At 35.0% G+C, this 25,734-nt stretch carries 32 protein-coding genes and 1 tRNA gene; 19 read left to right on the top strand and 14 right to left on the bottom strand.

Annotated elements, in window-relative coordinates:
* Positions 1-52: 52 nt before the first annotated feature.
* The 4 genes from M2373_RS11100 to M2373_RS11085 form a co-directional block, all read right to left on the bottom strand.
* Positions 53-1,582 (bottom strand): phosphatidylinositol-specific phospholipase C, encoded by a 1,530-nt coding sequence (locus M2373_RS11100; protein WP_259110606.1) that lies wholly within the window; start codon positions 1,580-1,582, stop codon positions 53-55.
* 78 nt (positions 1,583-1,660) lie between these two features.
* A complete protein-coding gene (locus tag M2373_RS11095; RefSeq protein WP_259110605.1) occupies positions 1,661-2,497 on the bottom strand; it encodes a T9SS type A sorting domain-containing protein in 837 nt (278 codons plus the stop codon).
* A gap of 37 nt (positions 2,498-2,534) precedes the next feature.
* Entirely contained in the window at positions 2,535-3,077 is a 543-nt protein-coding gene (locus tag M2373_RS11090) for a phage tail protein (RefSeq protein ID WP_259110603.1), read from the bottom strand.
* A gap of 38 nt (positions 3,078-3,115) precedes the next feature.
* The gene (locus tag M2373_RS11085; RefSeq protein ID WP_259110602.1) at positions 3,116-3,658 is read right to left on the bottom strand and encodes a phage tail protein; all 543 of its coding nucleotides are present in this window, start codon (positions 3,656-3,658) and stop codon (positions 3,116-3,118) included.
* A gap of 252 nt (positions 3,659-3,910) precedes the next feature.
* Here M2373_RS11085 and M2373_RS11080 point away from each other — a divergent pair, with 252 nt between their 5' ends.
* The 12 genes from M2373_RS11080 to M2373_RS11025 all read left to right on the top strand — a co-directional run bounded on the left by M2373_RS11080 (position 3,911) and on the right by M2373_RS11025 (position 11,608).
* A complete protein-coding gene (locus M2373_RS11080) occupies positions 3,911-4,675 on the top strand; it encodes an enoyl-CoA hydratase/isomerase family protein (RefSeq protein WP_259110601.1) in 765 nt (254 codons plus the stop codon).
* Positions 4,676-5,005: 330 nt separating this feature from the next.
* Positions 5,006-5,623: a hypothetical protein gene (locus M2373_RS11075; RefSeq protein WP_259110600.1), complete on the top strand. Its 618-nt coding sequence runs from the start codon at positions 5,006-5,008 to the stop codon at positions 5,621-5,623.
* A 1-nt stretch (position 5,624) separates the two neighbouring features.
* Positions 5,625-6,242, top strand: coding sequence for a hypothetical protein (locus M2373_RS11070; protein ID WP_259110599.1), 618 nt, complete (start codon positions 5,625-5,627; stop codon positions 6,240-6,242).
* Position 6,243: 1 nt separating this feature from the next.
* Positions 6,244-6,534, top strand: coding sequence for a transcriptional regulator (locus M2373_RS11065; protein WP_259110598.1), 291 nt, complete (start codon positions 6,244-6,246; stop codon positions 6,532-6,534).
* 65 nt (positions 6,535-6,599) lie between these two features.
* The gene (locus M2373_RS11060) at positions 6,600-6,890 is read left to right on the top strand and encodes a hypothetical protein (protein ID WP_259110597.1); all 291 of its coding nucleotides are present in this window, start codon (positions 6,600-6,602) and stop codon (positions 6,888-6,890) included.
* Positions 6,891-6,932: 42 nt separating this feature from the next.
* Positions 6,933-7,775, top strand: coding sequence for a metallophosphoesterase (locus M2373_RS11055; RefSeq protein WP_259110596.1), 843 nt, complete (start codon positions 6,933-6,935; stop codon positions 7,773-7,775).
* A 20-nt stretch (positions 7,776-7,795) separates the two neighbouring features.
* On the top strand, positions 7,796-8,062 hold the full coding sequence (locus M2373_RS11050) for a hypothetical protein (protein ID WP_259110595.1): 267 nt from the start codon (positions 7,796-7,798) through the stop codon (positions 8,060-8,062).
* A 20-nt stretch (positions 8,063-8,082) separates the two neighbouring features.
* On the top strand, positions 8,083-8,568 hold the full coding sequence (locus M2373_RS11045; RefSeq protein ID WP_259110594.1) for a ubiquinone biosynthesis protein COQ4: 486 nt from the start codon (positions 8,083-8,085) through the stop codon (positions 8,566-8,568).
* 5 nt (positions 8,569-8,573) lie between these two features.
* Positions 8,574-8,864: a hypothetical protein gene (locus tag M2373_RS11040; protein ID WP_259110593.1), complete on the top strand. Its 291-nt coding sequence runs from the start codon at positions 8,574-8,576 to the stop codon at positions 8,862-8,864.
* A gap of 33 nt (positions 8,865-8,897) precedes the next feature.
* Positions 8,898-10,271: a DUF4153 domain-containing protein gene (locus M2373_RS11035; protein ID WP_259110592.1), complete on the top strand. Its 1,374-nt coding sequence runs from the start codon at positions 8,898-8,900 to the stop codon at positions 10,269-10,271.
* 232 nt (positions 10,272-10,503) lie between these two features.
* Positions 10,504-11,043, top strand: coding sequence for a hypothetical protein (locus M2373_RS11030; RefSeq protein WP_259110590.1), 540 nt, complete (start codon positions 10,504-10,506; stop codon positions 11,041-11,043).
* Between the two features lie 52 nt (positions 11,044-11,095).
* The gene (locus tag M2373_RS11025) at positions 11,096-11,608 is read left to right on the top strand and encodes a hypothetical protein (RefSeq protein ID WP_259110588.1); all 513 of its coding nucleotides are present in this window, start codon (positions 11,096-11,098) and stop codon (positions 11,606-11,608) included.
* Positions 11,609-11,691: 83 nt separating this feature from the next.
* On the opposite strand, the gene M2373_RS11020 is transcribed toward M2373_RS11025, so the two are convergent.
* Genes M2373_RS11020 through M2373_RS11010 form a run of 3 tightly spaced genes read right to left on the bottom strand, consistent with a single transcriptional unit; the run spans position 11,692 to position 13,310 of the window.
* Entirely contained in the window at positions 11,692-12,378 is a 687-nt protein-coding gene (locus M2373_RS11020; RefSeq protein WP_259110587.1) for an FKBP-type peptidyl-prolyl cis-trans isomerase, read from the bottom strand.
* Positions 12,379-12,408: 30 nt separating this feature from the next.
* Entirely contained in the window at positions 12,409-12,858 is a 450-nt protein-coding gene (dtd, locus tag M2373_RS11015; RefSeq protein WP_259110585.1) for a D-aminoacyl-tRNA deacylase, read from the bottom strand.
* Entirely contained in the window at positions 12,858-13,310 is a 453-nt protein-coding gene (locus M2373_RS11010) for a hypothetical protein (protein WP_259110584.1), read from the bottom strand. Before M2373_RS11010 ends, dtd begins: the two co-directional genes overlap by 1 nt.
* 109 nt (positions 13,311-13,419) lie before the next feature.
* On the opposite strand from M2373_RS11010, the gene greA reads away from it, so the two are divergent.
* From greA to M2373_RS10975, 7 genes are all read left to right on the top strand, one after another.
* The gene (gene greA / locus M2373_RS11005) at positions 13,420-13,890 is read left to right on the top strand and encodes a transcription elongation factor GreA (protein WP_103294252.1); all 471 of its coding nucleotides are present in this window, start codon (positions 13,420-13,422) and stop codon (positions 13,888-13,890) included.
* A gap of 84 nt (positions 13,891-13,974) precedes the next feature.
* Positions 13,975-14,364 carry an HIT family protein gene (locus tag M2373_RS11000; protein WP_259110581.1) on the top strand — a complete coding sequence of 130 codons (390 nt, stop codon included), beginning with the start codon at positions 13,975-13,977 and terminating at the stop codon, positions 14,362-14,364.
* Between the two features lie 73 nt (positions 14,365-14,437).
* The gene (gene clpX, locus M2373_RS10995; protein WP_259110579.1) at positions 14,438-15,625 is read left to right on the top strand and encodes an ATP-dependent Clp protease ATP-binding subunit ClpX; all 1,188 of its coding nucleotides are present in this window, start codon (positions 14,438-14,440) and stop codon (positions 15,623-15,625) included.
* Positions 15,626-15,703: 78 nt separating this feature from the next.
* Entirely contained in the window at positions 15,704-17,653 is a 1,950-nt protein-coding gene (locus M2373_RS10990) for a T9SS type A sorting domain-containing protein (protein ID WP_259110578.1), read from the top strand.
* A 5-nt stretch (positions 17,654-17,658) separates the two neighbouring features.
* A complete protein-coding gene (locus tag M2373_RS10985; protein ID WP_259110577.1) occupies positions 17,659-17,868 on the top strand; it encodes a signal peptidase in 210 nt (69 codons plus the stop codon).
* 60 nt (positions 17,869-17,928) lie between these two features.
* A complete protein-coding gene (locus M2373_RS10980) occupies positions 17,929-19,215 on the top strand; it encodes a TlpA disulfide reductase family protein (RefSeq protein ID WP_259110576.1) in 1,287 nt (428 codons plus the stop codon).
* Positions 19,216-19,259: 44 nt separating this feature from the next.
* A tRNA-Met gene (locus tag M2373_RS10975) sits at positions 19,260-19,333 on the top strand.
* A 61-nt stretch (positions 19,334-19,394) separates the two neighbouring features.
* Here the strand turns inward: M2373_RS10975 and M2373_RS10970 are convergent.
* The 7 genes from M2373_RS10970 to M2373_RS10940 all read right to left on the bottom strand — a co-directional run bounded on the left by M2373_RS10970 (position 19,395) and on the right by M2373_RS10940 (position 25,594).
* Positions 19,395-20,693: an HlyD family secretion protein gene (locus tag M2373_RS10970; RefSeq protein ID WP_259110575.1), complete on the bottom strand. Its 1,299-nt coding sequence runs from the start codon at positions 20,691-20,693 to the stop codon at positions 19,395-19,397.
* A 39-nt stretch (positions 20,694-20,732) separates the two neighbouring features.
* Positions 20,733-20,921 (bottom strand): bacteriocin-like protein, encoded by a 189-nt coding sequence (locus M2373_RS10965; RefSeq protein ID WP_259110574.1) that lies wholly within the window; start codon positions 20,919-20,921, stop codon positions 20,733-20,735.
* A 34-nt stretch (positions 20,922-20,955) separates the two neighbouring features.
* The gene (locus tag M2373_RS10960; protein WP_259110573.1) at positions 20,956-21,177 is read right to left on the bottom strand and encodes a bacteriocin-like protein; all 222 of its coding nucleotides are present in this window, start codon (positions 21,175-21,177) and stop codon (positions 20,956-20,958) included.
* A gap of 70 nt (positions 21,178-21,247) precedes the next feature.
* Positions 21,248-23,440, bottom strand: a complete 2,193-nt coding sequence (locus M2373_RS10955; protein WP_259111083.1) for a peptidase domain-containing ABC transporter — start codon at positions 23,438-23,440, stop codon at positions 21,248-21,250.
* Positions 23,441-23,530: 90 nt separating this feature from the next.
* On the bottom strand, positions 23,531-23,722 hold the full coding sequence (locus M2373_RS10950) for a bacteriocin-like protein (RefSeq protein WP_259110571.1): 192 nt from the start codon (positions 23,720-23,722) through the stop codon (positions 23,531-23,533).
* A gap of 34 nt (positions 23,723-23,756) precedes the next feature.
* Entirely contained in the window at positions 23,757-23,933 is a 177-nt protein-coding gene (locus tag M2373_RS10945; RefSeq protein ID WP_259110569.1) for a bacteriocin-like protein, read from the bottom strand.
* A gap of 149 nt (positions 23,934-24,082) precedes the next feature.
* A complete protein-coding gene (locus tag M2373_RS10940) occupies positions 24,083-25,594 on the bottom strand; it encodes a thioredoxin domain-containing protein (protein ID WP_259110568.1) in 1,512 nt (503 codons plus the stop codon).
* Positions 25,595-25,734: the final 140 nt, after the last annotated feature.

Raw genomic sequence — 25,734 nt, 5'->3', positions numbered from 1 at the left:
CCCTGAAAAATATTCCAGAGGACCTCATCAAACTTATGTATTAGAATCTTTATTATTCTTTTTCCATTTCCATGGAGGGAACTGCTTTTGCAGTAATAGAGGAAGGAGCTGTAAAGCTGTTCAGACTGATTAATTGACCGATTACCGCTCCATTATAAGGGGTTTCAGGGAAATCCATCGGAATAATGCCTAATTTTTCTGTTGTTTCGGAAGACCATTGCTCGCCTTTTGGAACATAGTGATCAAATAATTTTCCGTTTGTCCCTAGAGGATGCGCCGACAGGTATCCATTTGCTAATGTCTGCGGATAAACTCCACCTGTACCACTCGTAAAATTGATGTAAAGCGTATTGCTTGTATCTGTTTTTGATGCATTAATGAGTTTTAAAACATGATCATCAAACTTACTGTCGAGGTCGTTCAAGAAATAAGGCTGATAATTGTCTTGAATATAAAAGTCTTGCTGATTCCAGTTGACAGCCGGCGGCATCGGATTGGTTCCATTATCTGGCCAAACCATTGTAGCAGCATTGATTCCCATTTGAGTATTATTGTCTCCAAATCTTCTCAGTAAAACAATTTTTCCTCTGGAGTCTTTAAGATTTGGAATATCAAATTTTGTCCATTTTGTTCCGGTTGAATCGTTTTCAACTCCGTACCACATTTCGGGGCGAGCTTCAACGGCGCTTTTTACTAAATCTGTAATGTCATCTCCGTCTCCATCTTTATTAATGGACATGATAATAGTTTCACCCGGATGTTTTTGAAGAAAATCATAGGTAGCATCTAATACATCTTGAAATTTTAAACGCAAATAAATTCCACCATGATATGTACAAAGTTCTCCGCCTTCATTCCTCAATCGAATATCTAAAAATCGGATTCCTTTATACAATTGAGTCATGATATCCATTGTCTGACACATCGTAATATTTTTGATGACTTCAATACTTACTCCCCCCATCGTTTTTATTAGCTTTCCTAAAATAGGAATGAGAAGTGTTAATGCATCTGCTATTTCTTCAAGAACTGCTTGTGAGAATCTGTCCAACAACCCGCTGTTAAGCGTATATGTACAAGAGTCGTGCGTTCCTGGAATGGTAAGTTGTGCCAAGTTTTTATCATCGGAGATATACTTCATCCAGTTTGGATTGTCCTGATCTCTTGCAATGGTAATATATCCTACGTCTGTTTTTACAATAGTAAAGTTTACAAAAAGTTCTTCGTAAAGTCCAGCATATCGCTTTCTCTTACTTCCAATTGTTATTGTAGATCCTATTGCATTTTGTAGTGTTTGAAGGTTTTTGAAAAAAATTCTGATATCACCTTCATCTACATACCCTGCTAAAACCTGAAAAGATTCTCCTGTTTCTTCAAAAGTATACTCAATGATTCCTTCGTCGTCTTTTTCGGTAATGGTTGATCCTTCTTCGAATTCAGTATAAATATTAACAGAAGTTCCGGGTGCAATCGTTTCAGGGAAATGAGAGTTCCATTCCGTCATCTGATAAGAGTAGTGGTAGGTCTTTTTCCAGGTGTACGGAGTCTTATTCGTTAATAAAATTCTAGCGCCTTGTCCCATGATATTTTGTGTTTGATATTTTTAAAACTGCCCGCAATGAAGCAGGCAGTTTACTTGAAGAGTTAGTTCGTTTTTATCCTATTTTTTTATGATTTTATGAGATTCCGAAGAAGATTTTACAATGTAAACTCCTTTTGGAAGTTCAGAAATATCAGCTTCGTTTACGCCTTTTCTGGCTTCAATTGTTTTAACCAACTGTCTTGTTTGGCTGTAAACTTCAAATTTTGAATTTTCAGTAGCTTTAATGGTAAGGGGACCGCTCGTTGGATTGGGATAGATATTTACTTCTTTCTCAGAAGCTTTTACATCATTTGTTCCTAGAACTATACCCGAATCTTTCACCCACGTAAAGGCATCAAAACCTATGTAGCGGTAATCTCCTCCAATGGTAATGCGAAGTTCATCAACGATGATATTCGAATAGTTCTGTCCGTTAAGGTTGGTAAGGTCAATCAAGGTATAACCGTTTGTAGATCCCAGACTTGTTGCAAAGCCGGTAGTCTTGGTTTGTGAAAATTTTGTTACTCCCGTTAATTTTCCCGTAACGGTAAGAGTGCCAGTAGAATTCTGGTTAATAAAATGATTGGCTAGAAATACCCAAAATCTGTTAACTTTAAATAAGTTTGAAGTCGTTTTTATACTGAAAGAAACGTTGGCATTTGCCAGTGTTGCAGTTCCCGTATTATCAATATATCTGTTGTCATTTGCCGTGCCGCTCCATCCTGTATTGGCAAAATTTCCAATGTCAAAAAGTGAAGCAGGAGCATTATGCGAGATAATATTAAAAATTACTCCATTATCCGTAAAACTTGTACTTCCCACGGATTCAGTTTCAAACATTTCTGTACTGGTCTGCGCAAATGTAAAAAAGGAAATGAGCAGACTACAGATTGTAAAAAAAGTAGTGCTTTTCATGATTTTAATTTTTTAGGTTTTTTGATTTAAAATTTATTTATGGTCTTGCCGGGAAAATTCCTGAGACACAAATAATGTAATTTAGCCCTAAATAAGGCGGCATATTATTAACAGGTAAATTCTGACCGATGAACATGGCAGATTTCATATTAATAATAGTATCAGGATCACTATCTACATAACTTGGAATGGAATCAAATTCTCTTCCGTTTGGTGTACCTGTAACAGCTAAAGAGCTCGTAGACGACGGCGAGGTAGAGTTAGCATTTGATTTGGAAACTTTCAGTTGGCTTGCAAATGAAGGAAGATTCGTTTGAATTAAAGTATTCTCAGGTGTTCCTGCCATTTCACCAAGCTCATAAATATTTCCCGTATTAGAACTTCCTGCTCCGATTGGATAGCGACCGTTCAGGTTGGGTAAAGCAAATGTCGTTTGTCCGTTACCTCCGTAAGTCGTTCCCAAAATAGAAAAAAGGGCTGTGTTTTGTGCAATGCTTAATATTTGCCCGTTGCAGTACATAAATCCTCTTGGTGGAAAATTTCCTGCAAATAATTTGATGGTTGCTAATATTTCTTCCATGATGATAATTTTAAATAGTTGGTTTAGATTTATTTAAATTATGATCTTGAAGGATAAATGCCTTCCACACAAATAATATAATTAAGCCCTAAATAAGGCGGCATATTGTTTACCGGTAAGTTCTGCCCTGTGAATGAAACAGATTTTGCATTGATCATAGTATCAGGATCTCCATCTACATAACTTGGAACAGCATCAAATTCTCTTCCGTTCGGTGTTCCGGTTACCGCAATTGATGTCCCTGATGCAGGTGAAGTTGTGTTAGCATTGGATTTCGAAACTTTCAACTGGCTGATAAAACTTGGTAAGTTTGATTGTAAAAGTGTATTTTGAGTTGTTCCTGCCATTTCTCCTAATACATAATTTTTACCGGTGTTTGAGCTGCCTGCCCCGATTGGATAACGTCCGTTTAAGTTGGGTAAAGCAAAAGTAGTGATGCCGTCACCTCCGTAAGTCGTTCCTAAAATTGAAAATAATGCTTGATTTTGCGCAATACTTAAAATCGCTCCGTTGCAGAATAGAAAACCTCTAGGTGCAAAGTTTCCTGCAAATAACTTAATGACTCCGATCATTTCTTCCATGATATTATTTTTTTTCAGTTTTAAATGTTCCTACTCTTTTCTCAGGCTTTTCGGATTCCGCCGGTGGTTATGTTTATTTACAAGTCAAAGGAACGATATCTGTAAAAGTCAGGGTAGAGTAGAAAATACCAAATTGAGCCTTCCGTATTTTTACTGAACGGGCTATTGATTTTATGTGAGAATATTTCTCTTTTGTTCTCAGTAAAAGGTTCTTATTTATTATTTTTGTAAGAATCTATTTAAATCTAAAAAATGAACGAATTCGTAGTTTCAGAACTTAAAAACAATATTGCCGAAATCACATTCGGCACTCCAAAAAGTAATTCTCTTCCAGGGGCAATTCTTGAAAAACTGGCTCAGACTATTTTAGAAGAAGGGGCAAAAGATGAGGTTAAAGCTATTCTGGTAAAAAGTGAAGGTGAAAAAGCTTTCTGTGCGGGAGCAAGTTTTGATGAGCTTTTGGCCATTGAAGAACTGGAAGCATCGACTCAGTTTTTCGGAGGTTTTGCAAAAGTTTTAAATGCCATGAAAAATTGCGGAAAAATTGTGGTGGTAAGAGTTCAGGGTAAAACAACAGGTGGTGGAGTAGGATTGGCTTGTGGAGCAGATTATTGTTTTGCAACGAAAGATTCAGCTTTGGCTTTAACGGAGATTAATCTGGGAATCGGACCTTTCGTAATCGGACCTTATGTAGAAAGAAAAATTGGAAAATCTCAGTTTTCGGCAATGGCAATTGATGCAGACTTCAGATCAGCAGAATGGGCTGAGCAGCATAATGTATATCATTCAGTTTCTGAAAATATAGAAGAGATGGACCAAAAACTCGAAAAGTTTCTACAGACATTGTCTTCAAGAAGCAGTGATGCATTAGCTCTGATTAAAAAAGTTTCATGGGAAGGAACAGATCATTTCAATGAATTGATGCCTGCAAGAATCCACATGAGTGCAAGCCTAATTCTGGAAGATTCTGCAAAAAAGAATATCGAATCGATTAAAGAAAGATTGAGAGCAAAATAATTTTTACTTCTTTATAAAATAGAGCCGTTGGATTTTCCAGCGGTTTTTTTGCACTTAGATTTAACCTGAGTTCGGGAAAAGGCGTTTAGTTTTTCATTATGTGAGAAAGTTTGAAGCTGTTGAGACCAAAATCAGGAACTTTAAGACAATTCGGAGCTCATAGAAATCCTGACAGGAGACTAACAGTAATCTGTAGACTCCTTCGAGTTGTATTATATCGGTTTTATGCAAGATTTAAATTCGTTGGTTGTCATTGTCTCTTTCATTTTTTCAAAAAAAATCTTTGTCGGTTAAAAATAAATTATAACTTTGTATTTCAAAGTTCTTTTTATGGATTCGAAAAATTATCACGAAGACTTATTACACATTCGTTCTATGATGGAGCGATCTTCTAGGTTTATTTCATTGAGCGGATTGTCTGGAGTTGTCGCAGGTTTAGCGGCAATTATTGGTGCAGTGTATGTTTATTTTGTATTTGAGAGAGAAGGAATCAGCTATTTTGATGGTGACAGAAATATTTTCGGACCATCATTGGTAAAAGAACTTGTACTGATCGGAACCTGTATTTTAGTAGTTGCCGTTCTCAGCGGATATATTTTTACTGCAAATAAAAGCAAAAAGAAAGGATTGAAAATTTGGGATGCGACTACAAAACGTCTTTTAGCTACCTTTGCAATTCCTTTGGTGACAGGAGGGTTCGTTTGTTTGGGACTTTTATACCATCATCTTTTTGTCATGATCTCTCCTGCTACTTTGATTTTCTACGGATTGGCTTTAGTAAGTGCAGAACGATATACTTTAACGGATATTAAATATTTAGGATACTGCCAAATTGTTTTAGGATTAATTTCCTTGTTCTTTTTAGGATGGGGATTACTTTTCTGGACTATTGGTTTTGGAGTGCTTCATATTGTCTACGGGATGATTATGCACAAAAAATATAAATAAAATGTCTGGACTTTCTAAGTATATTTTAATTGGTTTGGTTATTTTTGGGAGCTTAATTTTTTTATACTTTTTTATTGTCTTGATTTCAATGTTTTCTTTGTTTGGAGGCTTTGATAAAGCATATTCTGTTGAAGAGCTTAAGAATGAATATTCTGAGAATGAGGAGAAGATTGATGAAGTAATTCAATATTTTAATAAGATTAAACCTCAGGATAAAATTGTGAAAATTGAATTTAAAGATGATAATATTTTAGAAAGACTGAGTATTATTCCTAAAGATAAAAATCAAAGTTCTGATCAGTTGTGGAATGTAAGTGTTTCAGATGTAGCGAAGTCTCAATTAATGAAGAGCTTAAACTGGAGTGAAGATGACATTAAAAGTTTAAAGGAGAAATTGGATCGTGCAGATTGCATTTCAGTAGAAGATGGAGAGCCCATGAAAATAGGCTTTAAAAGGAGTGGATTGGGAATGTACTCATTTAATATTTTTCAAAAAAAAGAAACTGAAAGAAGTATATATAATGATGGCTGCCAATATATTTTAGTAAATAATAAACTAGCATTAGAATATGGAGGAGGTGCGGTAGGTCCGCAATGTTTTCCAGGTAATAAAAAGTAAAATGGTCAATATAAATCAACTCAACAAAGAATTCGAAAGTCGTGTAAGGTTAGGCATAATGTCTGTTCTTATGGTAAACGATTGGGTTGATTTTTCAGAAATGAAAAGTTTACTGGAAATTACAGACGGTAATTTGGCAAGCCACAGCAATGCTTTGGAAAAAGCGAATTATATTGAAGTGAAGAAAGAATTTGTAGGCAAAAAGCCTAAAACATCTTACCGTGTGACACAATCCGGAAGAGAAGCTTTTACAGAGCATATCAATGCACTTGAAAAATTAATAGGAAAATAAAGACTATATTTTTTTATCTATAAACTTTGAATTACAAAGTACTTTTAAAAATTAAAAATAAAAATATGATTTCAACAAACCAAAAAACAACAATTATTTTCGCTTTACCGGCATTATTAATATCTGTAGCTTTTTTTGCAAACCTTTTTGTAGAAGGTTGGAACTGGTCTTCTTCAGACTTTATCATTGCTGCTGTTTTACTTTTCGGAACTGCTTTCTTCATTAATCTCGTCATCCGGTCGGAAAAAAGTCCACGTTTCAAACTGATGATTTCCTTTAGCATTTTACTCGTATTGGCTTTAATCTGGATTGAATTGGCTGTGGGAATTTTCGGAAGCCCATTTGCGGGAAGCTGATGTTGGGTTTAAATATTTTAAAATTATTGGAAAAAAATGCAAATGAACCGGAAAACTTTTTTAAAAAGAATATTTCAACTGTCAGTTGTTGGAGCTTTTCCGATGCTGTATTCATGGCAGGTGGAGCCGTTCTGGCTAGAGTTTGTTGAAAGGAAACTGCCGATCAAAAATCTACCTGAAAATTTAGAGGGAAAAAGATTAATGCAAGTTTCAGATCTGCATGTAGGAAACAGATTCGATTGGAAATTTCTGATTGATTCTTTTAAGAAAGCGAAAAAATATAATCCTGATTTTGTAGTGTACACCGGAGATTTTGTTAATCACGGCACTCTGGAAGAGCGGGAAGATTTAAAAAAAGTCATGCAACATGCTGTGTACGGAAACCTTGGAACTTTTGGAGTTTTAGGAAATCACGATTACGGAAAAAAATGGAAAGAACTTGAGGTAGCTGAAGATATAGGTGAAATTCTTGAAAGCTTTGGAGTCTCCATGCTTAAAAACGAACAGAAAGAAAGTGACGGATTAAATTTTATAGGGTTTGAAGATCTCTGGTCAGCCAATTTCGACCCTATGAAAGTGATGAAACATTATGATCCTTCAAAAGCTAATCTGGTTCTCTGTCATAATCCTGACGCTTGTGATAAAGATATCTGGAATGGCTATCAGGGTTGGATTCTCAGTGGGCATACTCACGGAGGACAATGTAGAATTCCGGGAGTGGTCACTCCAATTCTGCCGGTGAATAATCGAAAATATATTTCCGGAGAAATTAATCTGGAAGACGGAAGAATGTTGTATATCAACCGCGCTATCGGGCATTCTTTTCAGTTGAGGTTTATGGTAAGACCGGAAATTACAGTTTTTACTCTAACGCAAGGGAAGTGATGAAAGATCGGAATATTTTAATGATTGGAAAATTAACTTTCGGGATCACCTTTCTGTTGGGAAATATTTGTCTTTGGGGGTTTATAGGGAGTATGATCATAGAATTTGCAGTAGCGGCTATTCTATTTGTAGGAATTGGAAGTTTAATAAATACGATTATACTTTTTGCACTTTTTGTTTACGGAAGTTTTTATCCGCATAAGCTTAAAGTCTGCTTACAATCTATATTGATTATTCTGATCAACCTCCCTGTATTACTTATTTACTCATTCCTTTTTTATAATTAACTAAAAAATAAAAATAAACTATGAAAAAAATACGTGTTCAATTTCTTCTTTTTGTGTATGATAAAACTCAAAAACTATACAGGAAATATTTTAAAAAGAAGAAAAGACAATGGCAATTTACAGAAAAACAATTGCTGGAATTTCAGGAAGATTCTTTGGGGAGAAAGCTTGGAGAGTTTTATAAAAAACATGGTTTCAGCATGATTCCAAAAATGGAAAATCACGATGTTCATCATTTGATTACAGGTTGTGGAACCCATTTTGAAGATGAGATCGCCATGCAGTTTCTTCTTTTAGGAAACGGAAAACTCAATGCGCATCTTTTGGCTGCGATTGTCTTGGGAACTCTGATCTTACCGGAATATTTGAAAATCTATGTCAAAGCCTATAAAAAAGGAAAGAGTATGCGCCCGTTTTATCACTGGGATTTTGAAGCACTCCTTTGGCAGAATTTTGACCATCTGAAAGATTTTATTCAACAGAAAAATCCAACGGTATTATACTAATGGTTATGAAAAATATAAAATTCAGTGCTGCGGGGAGAAATTTATTTCTTGCCTCTTGGATATTCGGAACAGTCATACTGTTGGGGTATGTGTTTACAGATTTATGGTTTTTTGTCTGCGCAGGATTTTATTATGTGCTCCTGGCAATTATCATTAATACAATTGCCTTTTTCCACGAATTTTTGGCTTTTATCATCGATGTAGCTGATCAAAAGGCTCATGGAAATTCAGCATTGCTGATTTTGCTGAATATTCCCATAGCAATACTGTATTTTTTTATATTCTGTAATCTGTAGATCTCTGATTATCTAATCTTTAATTTAAAAAATATGAAAACACATCATTATATATTCCTTACAACCGCTTTGTTCATCGTATTATTTTATGATGAAAACATGGGACTCAATCTTGGTATTCTGGGGTTGGTCTACTCATTTCTTACTTTCTTTAAAACCGATCAAAAAAACAAAACAAAGACGTTTTTCTTTCTCTTTGTGACGAGTATACTCTCTAGTATTGCGTTTGCCTGGTATGGTGATTTTCCATCGTTTTTAGCGGTTGTAAGTTCCCTTTTACTGCTTTCTTACCGATCAAAAAACAGAAGAATGAAAATTTTATTTTTAATTCCCGTTGTTATCGTCAACTGTTTTACATTTCTGTGCCGTTCTTTAAGTTTTGACCAATGGCTTCCCAAAAAGAATATTCCGGGGCTTTGGCAGAAAATACTCGCCTTTATATTAATTCCTCTGGTGCTTATTTCAGTTTTCTTTGGAATATACTCTGTGGGGAGTGATCATTTCGCCAATCTTTTTAATAATATCGAGTTTGATATCAATGTCTGGCAGCTTTTCTGTATTTGTATTTTAGGATTTTTTATTGCTTTCAATTATTGGAATCATTCAGTTGAAAAAATAATCTACAAACAAAACCATGTGATGGATAACGATTTTCGGGATCAAGATAAAATCCAGAAACCCACGTATTCTTTTCTTGATCTGAACGCAGAAAGAATGAGCGGTGTGATATCTTTTTTTTCCTTAAATATTTTGTTGGTATTTTTTATCATTACCTATAATTATGAGCAGTTTTACGAAACTGTAAAATCTCCGGTTCAGCTTTCAGAAGAAACCCACGAAAGAGTAAATGCGGTGATTGCATCTATTGTAATGGCCATATTGGTAATTATGTTTTACTTTAAATCTAATTTTAATTTTGATCCGAAAGCCAGGTGGATGAAAATCCTGGTTAAAATATGGATCTTTCTGAATGCAGTTTTAGTTATTTCGGCAATGGTGAAAAATTCAGAATATATCACTAATTATGGTTTCACTTATAAACGTCTGGGAGTTTATGCGTTCCTGATTTTATCATTAATAGGATTGGTGATGACGTTCATAAAAATTCAGTACCAAAAAAGGAATGCTTTCCTTTTCAATTCTATGGCCTGGTATGTTTACGGAACAATTCTGATCTGTAGTTATATCAATTGGGGCGGAATGATTACTTCCGAAAATATGAAACGTAAAGATTTTGCTGTAAACTATCATAAAAGTGGAATTAATTTCAGTGAAAAAGCGCTGATAAAATATGCTGAAGAAAAGCACGATAATAAATTAAAACAGGAAATTATACACAATGTAAAAACCTGGAAAAATGAAAATTTTCTGTCTAAGGTTATTTATTATCAGACGATTGGAGACTAATGCTGTAAAGTAAGCTGAAAGTTGAAATAGGCAAGTAGTAATACTAAGTGGATGCGACATAAGGGTGACCGGGACTCAAAATGCATAAGATATTTTTTCACTGCGATAACCTCCTGTATTATGCTTCAGGCATCCTTAATTCCTTACAAACTAATATTTTTTTAATATTTTAAAAAGCATATGGAACAATTTTAGCTTCTCAATATATTCAAATGTTAAAAAAATAACTGTTATGAAAAAATCCTTATTACTAATCCCATTGATCATAATTTCCTGTAAAAAGGATCCGGCCGTAACCGAGACACAAAATAAAGACTCAATGGCGCTTACGAAACAAGCTGATTCAGCTGCAGTTGTTGATTCTGTTGCTTTGAGAAAGAAGGATTCGATAATTAACAACGCTCCGGCAACTAAAGAAGTGTTACGTACAGGGGTGATGAGAAATTTAAAAGAGGATCAGATCGTAAGAACTGCCGATGCCGGGCAATTGCCTTTCACACTGGGGGAAGAATTTACAAAAGACGGTCAGGAATTGATTTTAAAAATAACAGATTTTGATAAACCGACTATTAAAGCTAAAGTTTCTACAAAAGCTAAAGATTTTAATATCCGTATTAATCAGATAAAGCTTCCAAATGGCGATTATGACGGACCTTTCGGGCGGGAGATCACCCATGAAATTGATGGAAAAGGAGAAGTATGGCTGATTATAGGAAAAAGTAATATGGCTTCCGGAAATACCAAGGGAAGTTTTACAGTAAGTGTTGAATAGTTTTAATCATTTTGGTACAATTTCTGCAAACTAAAATTAAAATTTAAAGATTATGAAAAATATATTTTTGACAGCGGCAGTCGCTTCAGTGGCACTTGTAAGTTGTGGAACAGTACAGTCGTTGGTCCAGAATACATTTCCTTATACAGCCAATGTTTTAGTTTCTACGGGAGTACCTGCAGATAAAGAGGTTTCATCAACATCTACCGCTTCCAACGTTCAGACATGGTTTGGAGGTAATAACGATGCTAAAATAAAAGATGTAAGAATTTCTGATGCAAAAGTTTCTGTAGTAAGCCCGGCAGGAGGAAATTTAAGCGCTGTAAAATCTATTAAGGTTTATGTTTCATCCAGCGGAACAAGTGAAAGATTGGTTGCTTCCCGCTCCAATATTTCTTCCAATGCTGGTAGTCTCAATTTAGATCTTAATGATACAGGATTTTTAGACAGCGTTGTAAAAAGTTCAGGTCTTACGGTAAGAACAGTCTATGAATTGAAAAATCAGACGACTTCCGATATGAACCTTAAAATCGCACTTAATTTCAGCAGTGTTCCTGCGAAATAATTTTTATAAAAGTTTATTATTCAAGAAAACGTCTTTCAAAAAAATTTTGAAAGACGTTTTTATTGTAAGGTGAATTTAATTTCTTATTTGAAATCTGCAAGCTCGACATCGAAAATAAGCGTTGCTCCGGGAGGAATTACTCCGCCAGCTCCGTTATCTCCATAGGCAAGGTCAGAAGGGATGTAAAATCTGTATTTTGCGCCCTTTGTCATCAGCTGAATTCCTTCAGTCCACCCTTTTATTACGCTGGAAAGTTGTAGCTCCATAGGTTGTCCGCCACGATTATCCGTAGTGTCAAAAACGGTTCCGTCCATCAATTTTCCTGTATAGGTCACATTGGCCGTGCTTGAAGCTGTTGGTTTTGCTTTTCCGTCACCAGGTTTCAGTACCTCATACTGAAGTCCGCTGGCAGTGGTAGTTATTTTTTTGTTCTGCTTGTTTTTAGCAAGAAACTCAGCGCCTTTCTTTTTGTTTTCTTCGGCCTTTACTTTGGCTTCAGCTTGCTTTTTTTCATTTTGTTTCTGCATGAAATTCTGCATGAAAGTACCCATTTCTTCCTTTGGGAACAATTTTGGTTTATCCGAAAATTCGTCTTTTATTGCCTGAGCCAAAAGGTTAGGATCTATAGACAAGCCCTGTCTTTTCATATTTTGGGCAATATCCATTCCGATATAATATGATGCTTTTTGCTCATCGGTATAGGTGGCGTTCTGGGCAAAAGAAAAACTTACTCCTGTAAGAAGAACTAAGGTAATTAAGGTTTTTTTCATTGTTTAATCTAAATATATTTTGCTGTAAATTTAAGCTTTTGTAATGGAATCCATCACAATGGTAACGGGACCGTCATTTACTAAAGAAACTTTCATATCCGCTCCGAAAATTCCACTTTCGGTTTTCAATCCTGATTTTGAAATCTGTTCTTTAAAATACTCAAAAAGAGGAATTGCTTTATCGGGTTTTGCCGCTTTAATAAAAGAAGGGCGGTTCCCTTTTTTATAATCGGCAATTAAAGTAAACTGACTGATGCATAATATTTCTCCGGAGATATCCGAAACCGATAAATTGAGCTTTCCTTCATCATCTCCAAAGATCCTTAAATTCAGAATTTTCTGTACAAGCCATTCTGCATCTGCTTTTTCGTCATTTTCATCAATACCTATCAAAAGCATCAAGCCTTTTCCGATTTCTCCGACTGTTTTTCCGTCAACTTTTACACTGGATTCCGAAACCCTCTGAATAACTGCTTTCATTAATAATAGATATTTAAATCTTTTGTAGAAGGGTTGTAATTATATAAATATGTTTTTGGAGGAACGCCTGAAACGGCAGTAGGCTGCCCGGTCAGCAAAATCCATTTTGCATCATCCTTTGGACATATAATACTTAAGTTATCTTTTACTTCAAGAGTTGTATTGGCATCAGGACAGATATGAGGTGCATTTCTGTCATAGGCTTTAAAGGTAGTGTCAGAAGATCTGACAACGATTAGCCCTCTTGTTCCGGATTGTGCCAGATCAAGATAAACCCACCCTCCAACTTGGTTCAGATTGTAGTAAGCCGGTTGGTTCAGATTGATCGATACATTGATAGGAGAGCTGGGAAAGCAGTTGACTGTATCTGCACTGCTTCCGCATGAATTTATGGTTAAACTACTGGATATCAGCAATGTAAAAATACTTATTATTGAGAAAGTTTTTTTCATTTCAATTTAAATTTTTATATATTTGTAAAAATTAAACGATTACAACTCGAAAACATTGTCCGGCAAATGTCGGATTATTTTTTTATACTAAAACTAAATTTTGAAAATTATGGCAAGCTATGTTACAAAGGAGGGATTAGAGAAAATGAAAGCTGAGCTGGAACAGTTAGAAACTGTGGAAAGACCTAAAATTACCCAGCAAATCGCGGAAGCAAGAGATAAAGGAGATTTGTCTGAAAATGCAGAGTATGATGCGGCTAAAGAGGCTCAGGGTATGCTTGAAATGAGAATTTCAAAGCTGAAAGATGTTATTTCTACTTCTAAAATTATAGATGAAAGCCAATTAGATACTTCAAAAGTTTCAATCCTTACTACGGTGAAACTTAAAAATAATGCAACAAAACAAGAGCAGGTATTTACATTGGTTCCTGACAACGAAAGTGATCTTAAAACAGGGAAAATCTCTGTCAATACACCTATTGCAAAAGGTTTATTAGGAAAAGTAGTAGGTGAAACAGCTGAAATTACTTTACCGAACGGAAACAAATTATCTTTCGAAGTTCTGGACATTACTCTATAATTAAAGATTAACAGTTAATAATTAAATTGTTAGAACAATTTTTTTACTAATTTCTAACTTCTACAATCTAATTTTTATAAAAAGATGAGCACAATATTCACAAAGATCATTAACGGCGAGATCCCATCGTATAAAATTGCCGAGGATGAAAACTTTATTGCATTTCTGGATGCAATGCCTTTAGTAAAAGGACATACCCTGGTGGTTCCTAAAAAAGAAGTTGATTTGATTTTTGACTTGGATAGCGAAGAATACAAAAACTTATGGAGCTTTGCCCAGAAAGTTGCTAAAAAGGTTAAAAGTGCAATCCCATGTGTAAGGGTAGGAGTAGCTGTTGTTGGATTGGAAGTTCCCCATGCTCATATTCATCTCATCCCATTGAACAAAATGGAAGATATGAACTTTAGAAATGAAAGACTGAAGTTATCAAACGAAGAGTATACTGAGATTCAGAACTCAATTATTAATTCTTAAAAATAACAGAAACTCGTAAAAATTAACTTTTACGAGTTTCTTTAATCATATACTTATATATATTATATAAAAAATGAATTCAAACCAATGTTCTTTCTGTGGCAGAAAAAGAAATGAAGTACAGATGCTGATTTCTGGTCAGAATGGTTTTATCTGTGAGAACTGTATCGAGCAGGCTCACTCAATCGTAAAAGACGGTATTTCAAAAAACGAATATTCTCCGGCAGAAAATATAGACGAACTTAAAAAGCCTAAAGAAATCAAAGAATTTCTTAATCAATATGTAATAGGGCAGGATCAGGCCAAGAAACAGCTTTCGATTGCAGTATACAATCACTATAAGAGATTACTTCACGCTCAGGACGAAAACAGAGAAGTCGAGCTGGAAAAATCAAATATCATCATGATCGGTGAGACAGGAACCGGAAAGACCTTATTGGCAAAAACCATTGCCAGAGAGCTTAATGTTCCTTTCTGTATTGTAGATGCAACGATTTTAACGGAAGCCGGATATGTAGGGGAAGATGTCGAAAGTATTTTATCCAGACTTCTGATGGTGGCAGACTATGATGTAGAGAAAGCTGAAAAAGGAATCGTGTTTATTGATGAAATTGATAAGATTGCTAGAAAATCCGATAACCCGAGCATTACGAGAGATGTTTCCGGAGAGGGAGTTCAGCAGGGATTACTGAAATTGCTTGAAGGGAGTATTGTGAATGTTCCGCCGCAGGGTGGAAGAAAGCATCCTGATCAAAAATATATTCAGGTGAATACCCAAAATATTCTGTTTATTGCAGGAGGTGCTTTTGACGGTATCAAAGAGATCATCGAAAGAAGAATGAATAAGCAGGCAATCGGCTTCAGCGCTGAAAAAATCAATAAAGTTGAAGAAGACGAAGATATATTAACAAATATTAATGCAATTGATTTACGTTCTTTCGGATTAATTCCCGAACTTTTGGGAAGATTTCCAATCATCACTTACCTCGAAAAACTCACAAAAGAAACGATGGTAAGAATCATGAAAGAGCCTAAAAATTCTATCGTGAATCAATTTGTGGAACTTTTCAAAATGGATGGCACGAATTTGGTTTTCACGGACGGAGCGATTGAGAAAATTGTAGAGGAAACTATGGAGAAAGGTTTAGGAGCTAGAGGGTTACGTGGAACCACGGAAAAGGTCCTTGAAGACTATATGTTTTCGATAGGTGAAGAGAAAGAAATTATATTAACTGAAGATAATATTTTTGTTAATAAATGAAATAATTTTTTTTGTTAGAAAAAAAATGATACCTTTGCAGTTGAAGATATTGTATTAACACACAAATATTTATATACAATGAGAAAAAGTTTATTTGCTATTGGTTTATTAGCAGGCGTTTATTCTGTTCAGGCGCAGAATGTTCTATTACACGTAGATAACGCTGCTACTACGTATGTAAGTAAAGGCACACTGGTTTACAGTGGTGGTGGCTTACAGATGAAAGGTACTGGAGCAGTTGAAAATCATGGTAACTTTATGGTTTCAGGTGCGTCCACAGATTCTTTTAAAACTATTGACAATTCTAATGTCGATAAAACAGAAGCGAACGGAGGAAGCAATTTTGTTAATAAATTGAACGAACCTACAGCTTATGGTACTCCAGGAGTTTCCAACAGTTATACTTATGGTCAGCTTTATATTTCGGGTATTCCTCAGACAAATATCACTGGTATCGTTGATCAGGAGCTTACAGCTGCGAATCATGGATCTTATCAGCAGATTGGTTTACCTTTTTATGATAAAACAGCTTCGACACTAAGTACTGAACTAGGAAAAACATTCACTAATGTAAGAGGTTCTAAAAATGATATCCTTAGTTGGAATAATGCTACGGTAGTTTCTCAAAACTTCCCGGTTTATTCTAAATTGGGAGTGACTAATCCGGGAAATGCTTATTATATGTTAGGTGGTCAAGGACTTGATCTTACGACTACTAAAACAATAAAAGGGCGTCCTTTAACTGATCAAGGTTCTTCTGTATTATTAACAAATGCTGGTGCAAATGTTAATTTTGGAGCAACAGGGAACAACATGAATCAGTATAATGAAAAGTATTACAGTTATCTGCAGGATGGCTGGGATGCACCTTCAGGAGCTTGGACAGGTACTTACGGTAAAAATATTTATCAGTTTGCCAATCCTTTTATGACCAATTTAGATTTATCTAAAATTGCGTTCGCTGAATCTGGAGCGGGAGATGGTAATAACTTAACAACTATCCGTGGGGTAAGAGTAGATGTTGTAAATGTTGCGACTACTAGTGGCGGAACAGGTTCTACATCATACAAATTCATCACTTTTGCAGGTGGTGAGCCAATCGGTGACGTTGAATATACTATGGTAAGACCAATGGGTACTTTCGTAGTGAAGTTGGATAATAATTCAGCTACAGGTGCTAATGCTACTCTTAATGTTGGTAACTTAAGAAGATTCAATTATACTCCTAGAACTGATGGTACTGATTACAGCGTTACTGCTGCAAAAAATTCTGCAAAAGCAGGTACTGTAAAACAATTAGGTGTTATTGGTCTTGATGGTACTGGTAAAGAAGTTGCAAGAACATATTATGTAGTATATCCTGATGGAACAACAGGGCACTCTGCTACTGCTAAATCTCAGGTTTCTGCCGTTTCTGCTAACGTTATCGGTACTTTTGAGGAGGCTCCAAACGGAGGTTATGACAATAACTACACTGGTCAGTATTGGTTATATATCAATGAAGCTAACGAAACCAACTTTAAAGGTAAAAATATTAAGCTAGTAAATTATGACCTTAATAAGGTTAAATCTTACAAATTTGAAGTTAGAGAAAATGGAACGCTTGTAAATACAGGTACACATGCGCTATCTTCAGGAACTGGTTTCTATTATAAAGCACCAAACGGAACTGCTCAACAAGCTAAGCAAGGTGATGTAGTTGCTGTTGCAGGAGCTGAGTATGATCTATATTACGGAGAGCCAAACAACACGAATGTTTTAGCAGTTGAAAAACCAGTTGCTACACCTTCTAGAACAATGGTTGTTTATAATCCTGAAATCACAAATTATATCGTTAGATTTGATCCTAAATGGAAAAAGGCAGATATTGAAGTTTATGATATGAGTGGTAAACTTGTTATTTCTAAAAAAGCAGTTGATGCATCAAGAGATTTCGTAATTGAATTAGATAGTTCTATTAAAAACTCTTACATCGTTAAAATTGTTTCAGACAAGGGAGAAACTGTTAATACCAAAATCTTAAAATAAAATATATGAAAACTATAAATAAACTAGTATACGCTTTTTTCTTTTTATCGGTTTTACTAATTAATGCTCAACCACCAGATCCAGGAGGAGGTGGTGGAGGGGTAGGACCCGGAGTTCCTTCTGCGCCAATTGATATGTATGTTTATGTACTGGGAATTGTGGCGGTAATGTTTATTGCATTTTTTACAAAAAAGTACAAAAATCAAAAAATATAAAATTTTATTAAAATATTTGAAACTCTCTGATTAGTCAGGGAGTTTTTTTATTTTTACATTATGAAAAAGATTTATATACTATCTACAGTATTAACTGCATTTTCTTTGCAGGCTCAATTTACAGTAACGGTTCAGACGCCGGCTGATTTTAAAGATCAGGACGCTATCTTATATTCATTAAACGGTTCAAAAGATATTATTGCTTCAAAAGAGAAGCTGAAAAATAACACATTAACTTTCAAGTATCCCACTAATTATATGGGGATGATGAAAATTTATTTTCCGGGAACTAATAATTCTTTTAGTTTCATTTCTGAAAATAAGAATGTGAATATAAAACTGTTGACTGAAAATAGTAAAATCAAAGACATCACTTATCTGGATGAAGCCAATGATTTGATGAGTAAAACACAGGAAGGTTCTCAGAAAAAGGAATTGATACTTCCGGCTTTGTCTCAAATCAAAGAATATTATAAAGATAATACAGACTTTGGTAAGGCTTTAAAAACTGAGATCAACAGACTTTCTGGTAATTCTGGTGAAATAGACCAGACCAATCACCCTTTTATTTATTATTACAATACAAACTATAATAAATATCTGTCTAATGACAACTCAAAAAAAGCCAGCCAGGATGATATTATCAATTTTATAGATAAGTCAAATGATATGTTGGAATCATCATCGTTATTAAGACCTTTATTAGTTGGTTATCTTAATTCAGGTGGCAATACCAATGTGGCAGGGTCAGTAGATAAACTTTTAGACCGATTAAAAGTTGAAACTCCAAGAGGACAAACGGTACTTTCTGAATTAATAGATATTTTTGATGTCTATGAAATGAAAGATCTTAAAGATAAATACCTGACGCAGGCTAAGAATCTTAAATGTACGATCACTGATCGATTGGCATCTACCATCAATTCAAATAAAAATGTGGAAATTGGCGCTGTTTTTCCTAATTACAAATTTCAGTCTGCTGTTGGAACTACTGCAAAATCTCTTCATGATATAAAAGCGGATAAAAAAGTGGTTGTTTTCTGGTCGTCAACATGCTCACACTGTGAGAGTGAACTTCCTCAGCTTTTGGCAAAATATAATGATCTGAAAGCTAAAAATATTCAGGTGGTCGGTTTATCCATGGATGTTGATAAGGATTCTTATAGCAAAAAGATTTCTGCATTTCCTTGGATCAATGATTCAGAATTGCGAGGATGGAACAGCAGTTATGTAGAAACATACAATGTTCATGCAACTCCGACGTATTTTATTTTAGATGCTAACAATAAGATAATCAGTAGACCAGATCATGTTGGTGATGTTTTAGAATATTTTAAGTTAAAATAATTTTGGTGGAAAGTAAATATTTTCTATATTTGCACCACCAAAACGGCGAGGTAGCTCAGTTGGTTAGAGCGCAGGATTCATAACCCTGAGGTCACGGGTTCAATTCCCGTCTTCGCTACAATAGCGAAAAAAAACCGAAACATTTGTTTCGGTTTTTTTATTTTATCTAATAGCGGATATTAACTTTGATATCCTAATAGTTTTCTTATCTGATAGAAAAATCTTTCGATTAATCTTAAATCCTGTGTAACGATTTCTGCATTTCCTTTAAGTTCTTTATCAAAAGTAAGTTGTTTATTGTAGCTTGTCTTCAAACCCTTCGGAAGGACTACATCTACATAATAGTTTCCCTGACTGTCTGGAGAAAGAGAAATATTTTGAACTTTACCTTCCACAATGCCGTATTCCTGATAACGATAGTTGTCTAATTTGATTAAAACTTTTTCGCCGGGTGTAATCTTACCTGAGTTAGTCGCAGGAACGGACATTCTGCCTACTAATTTCTCCTTATTTCTTGGAAGGATAGATAAGATAGCATCACCGGTTTTTATGAACTGATTTTCGCCGAAAAACTGCTGGAAGCTGGCAACACCATCTGTTGATGAAATAACCAAGTAATTTTGCTCCCATTGTTTTAAAGATTTTCTCAATTGCTCAAACAGTTGTAAAGTTTGTGATGAATAAGTAATTTTATCTTTTTCGGTATTGATAGCAGTACCACTTTTTGTTTTATTAAGATTGGAAATACCTTCTTCCATCTGAGATAAAGAAATCGTAATGTTTTCCAGATTTTGCTGGGCCTGAAGATATTTAATTTTTTCGTTTTCAAGCTCCATGGAAGCAATGACTCCCTGGCTGAACAGTTCCTGTGAACGCTGATAGTTTTTCTTCGTTAATTCGTATTTTGCTTTTTCTAAGTTTTTTTGCTGCTTAAGTGTAGCAATTCTCAATCTGTATTCTGAAATACTTTGATTGGCTGCTAAATTTTCAGGAGCGTAAGGCTGAAGTCTGGTAAATAATTCCTCATCCTGAAATGCTTTTGCAAAATTATTATAATCGCCCTGTAGTTCTCCTAATTTAAAATGAGAAGCCTCATGAACGGGAAATGAGCCCAGTTGGCTAGGGCTAATAGAATCTACAAGTTTTTTAAGCTCTAAAACGTCCTTATAATTTCCGGCAGACTGCATGACCATTAAAACATCATTTTTTTTAACCTCCTGATGATCTTTAATGAATATTTTTTCAATTTTGGAATTAGTTCTTGCCTCTAGTTTTTCAGGGGGATTTTGAGAGGTTACAATAATTGGGGCCGGAATAAATTCAGGATATTTAATTAAATAACTCATTATTAAAATGAGCCCAAGAATCAGTAGTATAATTGTATTTCCCCATCGGATCATCCAGTGGGGTGGTTGTGTAAGGATATCCTGAACGCTTTCGGAGCGTAGTTCAATATTGTCTAATATATCTTCTTTCATAATTCAAATATAAAAAATCCCCCGAAGGGGATGGAAATTTTAAAATGGACAGCCGCCATCCCATCCCGGAGGTGGAGAAGTTTCTCCGTCTGGTGGGCAGGCCAAATGTTCCATATAGCAAGATTGCCATAGACCATTGCACCAAGATCCGCAGCATCTGGATGCTTCAGAGTTCCCTCCATTGATTGATGTAAGCTCAGTTCTTGAAAGTTTTTTTAGATTTTTCATAATTAATTAGAATTTGTTTATGGTATTACCTTGACTACCATTGGCAGTTTTCAGGGCTGTAAAAACTCATATGTACACAAGCTGACATTTTCTCGCACCAGGCTAAATAATTACAAGAGCAGTTATATGGAGTTCCCGGCATCGGAGGATCGTTAGGAATATATTCTCCGCAATCTCCACCGCCTATGCTCTCACCAGGGCCGCTTCCTTTTACTGATTTCAATGCATGTCTTGAAATTTTTTTTAGATTTTTCATATGTAATAGTTTGTTTTTATTTCCTACTCTGTAAGCTTTTCGGATTCCGCTGTTTTTGTGATCATTTATTTTAGTTACCCAATTCAAGTTGATTTTTAACCAGTCGGTAATACTCACCTTTTAAGGCAACCAGATCGTTATGACTTCCTTCTTCCACAACCTTTCCTCTGTCCAGTACTATAATTTTATCCGCATGTTTTACCGTTGAAAGCCTGTGGGCAATAACAATCGCTGTTTTGCCTTTAAAAAACTGCTCAAGGTTTTCCATAATCACTTTTTCATTATTGGCATCCAGAGCGGAGGTAGCTTCATCAAAGAAAATATAATCCGGAGATTTGTAAACGGCTCTGGCGATAAAAAGTCTCTGCTTTTGTCCACCGCTGACTCCCACTCCTTCGTTTCCGATTTTGGTATTATAGCTCAGAGGAAGTTCTTCGATGAAATCTTTGATATTGGCAATTTCTACGGCTTTCCTCAGTTTTTGTTTATCAACATAATCTTCCCCTACAGCGATATTATTGGCAATGGTATCATTAAAAACATAACCTTCCTGCATTACCACACCGCAATGATCTCTCCAGAATCTTGGGGAAACATTTTTAAGTTTTGTATTTCCAATTCGGATATCCCCGGTATTAGGTTCATAAAATTTCATTAATAATTTTAAAAGAGTGGTTTTTCCACTTCCGCTGGCACCTACGATGGCTGTTGTTTTTTGATAAGGGATACTTAAATTTAAGTTTTCAAATACCAGAGCATCAGAACCAATATATCTGAATGAAAGGTTTTCTATTTCAATGTCCTTTTCAGGAATTTCGTGAGCGTACTGTTCGTCTTTACTCTCTTCATCTTCTTTGTCATGAATTTCTCCCAATCTTTCCAAGGAGATTTTTGCATCCTGGGTTTGTTTGATAAAATCGATCAGCTGTAGCAATGGGCTGTTAAGCTGTCCGATAATGTACTGAACAGAAAGCATCATACCGAGCGTAAGATTACCTTCTAAAACCAGTTTTGCAGATAAGAAACTTACCAGAATATCTTTCATCTGATTGATGAAATTTCCACCTACAGACTGCCATTGCTCAAGGGAAAGAGATTTTATTCTTATTTTAAACAGTTTTACCTGTAAAAATTCCCAGTCCCAGCGTTTTTGTTTTTCAGCGTTATGCATTTTGATTTCCTGCATGCCGTTGATAAGCTCAATCACCTTGCTTTGTTCCTGAGAAACCTGAGAGAATCTTTTATAATCAAGCTCTTTTCTTTTATTAAGGAAAAAAGTGATCCAGCCAATATAGGCTATGGCTCCTACGAGATAAACTATAAATAATCTGTAATCATAGAGTAATAAAACAATACTGAAAATGATCAGGTTTACCAATGAAAACAGAGTGTTTAAGGATGAACTCGTTAAAAGCTGTTCTATTCTGTGATGGTCATTAATCCTCTGCATGATATCTCCCGTCATTCTTGTATCAAAGAAACTGATGGGAAGTTTCATAAGCTTAATAAAGAAATCCGAAATAATGGAGATATTAATTCTTGCTGAAAGGTGAAGTAAGATCCAACTTCGGATCATTTCGATGCCCATTCTTCCCATGAAAAGCATGATTTGGGCTATTAAAACAAGATAAATAAAATTAAGATCCTGATTTTGTATTCCGACATCGACAATACTTTGGGTAAGAAAAGGGAAAATAAGGGATAGTAAACTTCCTGCCAAAAGCCCGACTGCCAGTTGTATGACAAGAGCTTTATATTTGAAGACATATCTGGAAAGAAACTTAAAACTCGCTTTACTCTCCTGATCATCGAATTCGGTTTGGAAAAATGCAGGCGTTGTTTCCAGGATAAGTACAATCCCTTCTTCTGTTTTTTCATTGGCATTTTCTCCGATCCATAGCTTAATGAATTCTTCCCTGGTGTAGGTAATTAATCCATAACTGGGATCAGAAATATATACTTTGTTATTTTTATCAATTTTATAAACCACTACAAAGTGGTTTTTATTCCAGTGTACGATACATGGAAAAGGAACTTCTTCTGTAAGGGTTTCAAAATCAATCTGTACTCCTAAGGAACGAAATCCCAGGTCTTCTGCAGCATCGCTAAGACCAAGCAGGCTGCTTCCTTCTCGTGTGGTTTCCGAAAGATTACGGATTTGTTGTAAGGAAATAGATTTTCCGTAGTGTTTACTTACGATGCGAAGACATGTAGGACCGCAGTCTTTTGAATCGGGCTGGCGGTAGAAAGGAAAAGATTTCAACTTCAATTATCTATCTATGGGTTTAAAATAAGTTGCCGCCGTTTTTTGGGCGACAACCTTTCTTTTTTATTAAAAATAACCTTTAATGTATTAGTAGCAATATCTATTACAAAGATGTCTGCACAAATCTCCAAAATCAGGATCAGAAGGAGCATTTGCCTGGCAGGCAGCCATAGTAGAATAGCATGCAATTGCTGATGCCTGTGCTCTTGCACATTCTTCAGTGATTCCCCCTTTTACGGTTTTAAGGTTTTCTCTTGAAAGTTTTCTTAGATTTTTCATAGTTAAAAATGGTTTTGATTTATAGTATTAGTTTTTAGTCTATCGGGTAATAAGTACAAAGATAAGTACTTGGGCTGGCACCGGAAATAAGTCTGCATGCACCGTTTGCACAGCACCAGTTTGGTCCGCAATCTCCGTCTTCAGGGCATTGGCGTAAACCTCCTTTAATTGTTTTTAAACTGTCTCTTGTGATTTTTCTTAAGTTTTTCATAGTAATTTTAATTTTGTGATTAATATATGAGTTTAAAGTTTTTAATACTTAATTATATACACTGTTATAAAAGGTTAAATAGATGGCTGTTAGATCGTTTTTTAACTTTTCCTAAATTAGTGAATTTTGTAATAGGTGAATATAATTATTTAAAGATCTTCGTCTTCTAATAATTCATTGATAAAGAATTTGATATCATCGCGGTCATATTTTTCCGGAAACTGATAGCCGTTAATAATGAAAACCGGAGTAAAGTTTAATCCTGCTTCGCTGTTTTCTCTTGACATATTGATCAGCGGTCCCAGATTTTCCTGAATAGATTTTCCTGCTACTTTTTCTTTGATTTTATTTTCATCTCTTGTTTCATACCATAATTCGATGGCGTTAAGGAATTCTTTCTGAGGTTTATTTTTATACAGATACATAAAGTTGGAAAGCAACTCTGTATATTTATCATCAGCTCGGTCAGGAGTATAGTTGAATCTCATCTGAACAGATACATCATTAGGATATTTATCCAATATCTCTTCCAGAATTTGATGGGCCCCTTTACAGAAACCACAGTAAGGATTGGAAACGATGGAGATATGAAGTTTTGACTCTTTATTTCCGACAAAGAAGGTTTCTTTATCTGTGAAATTAATCTTTTCGTTATCGGTAAGTTCTCTTTTGAAAAGTTCGTAATTTCTTTTAAATCTTAAATTTTTTGCATTGGACTTCTGTAGTGTTTCTTTTTCTTCCAAAGTATTGTTAAGAAACAGGATTACAGAGAAAGCAGAAACCCAAAGAAGAAGGGTCAGCAAAAGAGATTCAGCACTGAAAGAAACATTTTCAAAAAATAAAACCCCTACTGCCAGCTGTGCTACCAAAACAGAAATAATCAAAAGACATACACGGCAGAATGTTTTTTCAACGAATCCCTGTACATATAATGAATATCCAATGGCTATTACTGATGCGAACGTAAATCCTTTAATAATAAAAGAGGTTGCAGGAAGAAATAATCCCAATACGGCTATTCCCACAAAATAGATCAGTGAAAAGTCTGAAAACTTCAATCCTAAAATACTCGTTTTGTCCTGAGTGATGATTTTATTACAGGAATTTACAGTTTGAGCCCCTTGAGGAGCCCCTCCACAAATACTTCCGATAACCATAGAAGTTGTTCCGAACTTCTGATTGAAAATTTCAAGAGAAATATAAACTCCTACTAATGACAGGATATTGAAAATGGCTTCAAACCACGCCAAGCTCACTAAAGAATAAATAGCAATAATAGCCAGAATAATATATATAAATGGCTTGTAATTGGAAACAGATTTGCTTTCAGTAGTAGCCGTTTTTTCAAACAGCAATACGAAGTCTGTTGATTTTTTATGAAGGTCTTCTTTATTTAAAGTCTTGGTTTTTTCTGAATAAATTGAATACTGAGCTCCCGATTTTTTCACCAGAGAAAATGAATTATCAACAATCGCAATAAACTCCTCCGGCAGCTCATCCCAGTATTCCTTATCTAATTCATAGGCATCATTGCGTACACCCATAAAGTTCAGCGTATCGCTAAAGGCCAGTGCTGATGGATAATTGGGATGCGAATTAAATTGAAAAAGAAACTCTTGCTTGTCAAGTTTTAAGTAGTTTATTAGTTTATCAAATAACATATTAATTTTTTTAACTAAAATACGCAGATGTTTTAAAAAAACAAATATTTTTTCTTGAAATAGTGATTTATAATTTATCGTTAATAAATTATTTAGTAAGAACTGCTTTTAATGGTTTTTTAGATTAAAATCTCTAGTAA

The sequence above is a fragment of the Chryseobacterium sp. JUb7 genome, from assembly GCF_024806495.1.
Lineage (GTDB): Bacteria > Bacteroidota > Bacteroidia > Flavobacteriales > Weeksellaceae > Chryseobacterium.
The sequence above is the reverse complement of the archived record's forward strand: the minus strand, read 5'-3'. Positions and strand labels throughout refer to the sequence as shown.

What these genes read in the sequence shown, in the direction of transcription:
- M2373_RS11100 (WP_259110606.1), bottom strand. Translation starts at nt 1,582, where the DNA reads ATGGGACAAGGCGCTAGAATTTTATTAACGAATAAGACTCCGTACACC.
- M2373_RS11095 (WP_259110605.1), bottom strand. Translation starts at nt 2,497, where the DNA reads ATGAAAAGCACTACTTTTTTTACAATCTGTAGTCTGCTCATTTCCTTT.
- M2373_RS11090 (WP_259110603.1), bottom strand. Translation starts at nt 3,077, where the DNA reads ATGGAAGAAATATTAGCAACCATCAAATTATTTGCAGGAAATTTTCCA.
- M2373_RS11085 (WP_259110602.1), bottom strand. Translation starts at nt 3,658, where the DNA reads ATGGAAGAAATGATCGGAGTCATTAAGTTATTTGCAGGAAACTTTGCA.
- M2373_RS11080 (WP_259110601.1), top strand. Translation starts at nt 3,911, where the DNA reads ATGAACGAATTCGTAGTTTCAGAACTTAAAAACAATATTGCCGAAATC.
- M2373_RS11075 (WP_259110600.1), top strand. Translation starts at nt 5,006, where the DNA reads ATGGATTCGAAAAATTATCACGAAGACTTATTACACATTCGTTCTATG.
- M2373_RS11070 (WP_259110599.1), top strand. Translation starts at nt 5,625, where the DNA reads ATGTCTGGACTTTCTAAGTATATTTTAATTGGTTTGGTTATTTTTGGG.
- M2373_RS11065 (WP_259110598.1), top strand. Translation starts at nt 6,244, where the DNA reads ATGGTCAATATAAATCAACTCAACAAAGAATTCGAAAGTCGTGTAAGG.
- M2373_RS11060 (WP_259110597.1), top strand. Translation starts at nt 6,600, where the DNA reads ATGATTTCAACAAACCAAAAAACAACAATTATTTTCGCTTTACCGGCA.
- M2373_RS11055 (WP_259110596.1), top strand. Translation starts at nt 6,933, where the DNA reads ATGAACCGGAAAACTTTTTTAAAAAGAATATTTCAACTGTCAGTTGTT.
- M2373_RS11050 (WP_259110595.1), top strand. Translation starts at nt 7,796, where the DNA reads ATGATTGGAAAATTAACTTTCGGGATCACCTTTCTGTTGGGAAATATT.
- M2373_RS11045 (WP_259110594.1), top strand. Translation starts at nt 8,083, where the DNA reads ATGAAAAAAATACGTGTTCAATTTCTTCTTTTTGTGTATGATAAAACT.
- M2373_RS11040 (WP_259110593.1), top strand. Translation starts at nt 8,574, where the DNA reads ATGAAAAATATAAAATTCAGTGCTGCGGGGAGAAATTTATTTCTTGCC.
- M2373_RS11035 (WP_259110592.1), top strand. Translation starts at nt 8,898, where the DNA reads ATGAAAACACATCATTATATATTCCTTACAACCGCTTTGTTCATCGTA.
- M2373_RS11030 (WP_259110590.1), top strand. Translation starts at nt 10,504, where the DNA reads ATGAAAAAATCCTTATTACTAATCCCATTGATCATAATTTCCTGTAAA.
- M2373_RS11025 (WP_259110588.1), top strand. Translation starts at nt 11,096, where the DNA reads ATGAAAAATATATTTTTGACAGCGGCAGTCGCTTCAGTGGCACTTGTA.
- M2373_RS11020 (WP_259110587.1), bottom strand. Translation starts at nt 12,378, where the DNA reads ATGAAAAAAACCTTAATTACCTTAGTTCTTCTTACAGGAGTAAGTTTT.
- dtd (WP_259110585.1), bottom strand. Translation starts at nt 12,858, where the DNA reads ATGAAAGCAGTTATTCAGAGGGTTTCGGAATCCAGTGTAAAAGTTGAC.
- M2373_RS11010 (WP_259110584.1), bottom strand. Translation starts at nt 13,310, where the DNA reads ATGAAAAAAACTTTCTCAATAATAAGTATTTTTACATTGCTGATATCC.
- greA (WP_103294252.1), top strand. Translation starts at nt 13,420, where the DNA reads ATGGCAAGCTATGTTACAAAGGAGGGATTAGAGAAAATGAAAGCTGAG.
- M2373_RS11000 (WP_259110581.1), top strand. Translation starts at nt 13,975, where the DNA reads ATGAGCACAATATTCACAAAGATCATTAACGGCGAGATCCCATCGTAT.
- clpX (WP_259110579.1), top strand. Translation starts at nt 14,438, where the DNA reads ATGAATTCAAACCAATGTTCTTTCTGTGGCAGAAAAAGAAATGAAGTA.
- M2373_RS10990 (WP_259110578.1), top strand. Translation starts at nt 15,704, where the DNA reads ATGAGAAAAAGTTTATTTGCTATTGGTTTATTAGCAGGCGTTTATTCT.
- M2373_RS10985 (WP_259110577.1), top strand. Translation starts at nt 17,659, where the DNA reads ATGAAAACTATAAATAAACTAGTATACGCTTTTTTCTTTTTATCGGTT.
- M2373_RS10980 (WP_259110576.1), top strand. Translation starts at nt 17,929, where the DNA reads ATGAAAAAGATTTATATACTATCTACAGTATTAACTGCATTTTCTTTG.
- M2373_RS10970 (WP_259110575.1), bottom strand. Translation starts at nt 20,693, where the DNA reads ATGAAAGAAGATATATTAGACAATATTGAACTACGCTCCGAAAGCGTT.
- M2373_RS10965 (WP_259110574.1), bottom strand. Translation starts at nt 20,921, where the DNA reads ATGAAAAATCTAAAAAAACTTTCAAGAACTGAGCTTACATCAATCAAT.
- M2373_RS10960 (WP_259110573.1), bottom strand. Translation starts at nt 21,177, where the DNA reads ATGAAAAATCTAAAAAAAATTTCAAGACATGCATTGAAATCAGTAAAA.
- M2373_RS10950 (WP_259110571.1), bottom strand. Translation starts at nt 23,722, where the DNA reads ATGAAAAATCTAAGAAAACTTTCAAGAGAAAACCTTAAAACCGTAAAA.
- M2373_RS10945 (WP_259110569.1), bottom strand. Translation starts at nt 23,933, where the DNA reads ATGAAAAACTTAAGAAAAATCACAAGAGACAGTTTAAAAACAATTAAA.
- M2373_RS10940 (WP_259110568.1), bottom strand. Translation starts at nt 25,594, where the DNA reads ATGTTATTTGATAAACTAATAAACTACTTAAAACTTGACAAGCAAGAG.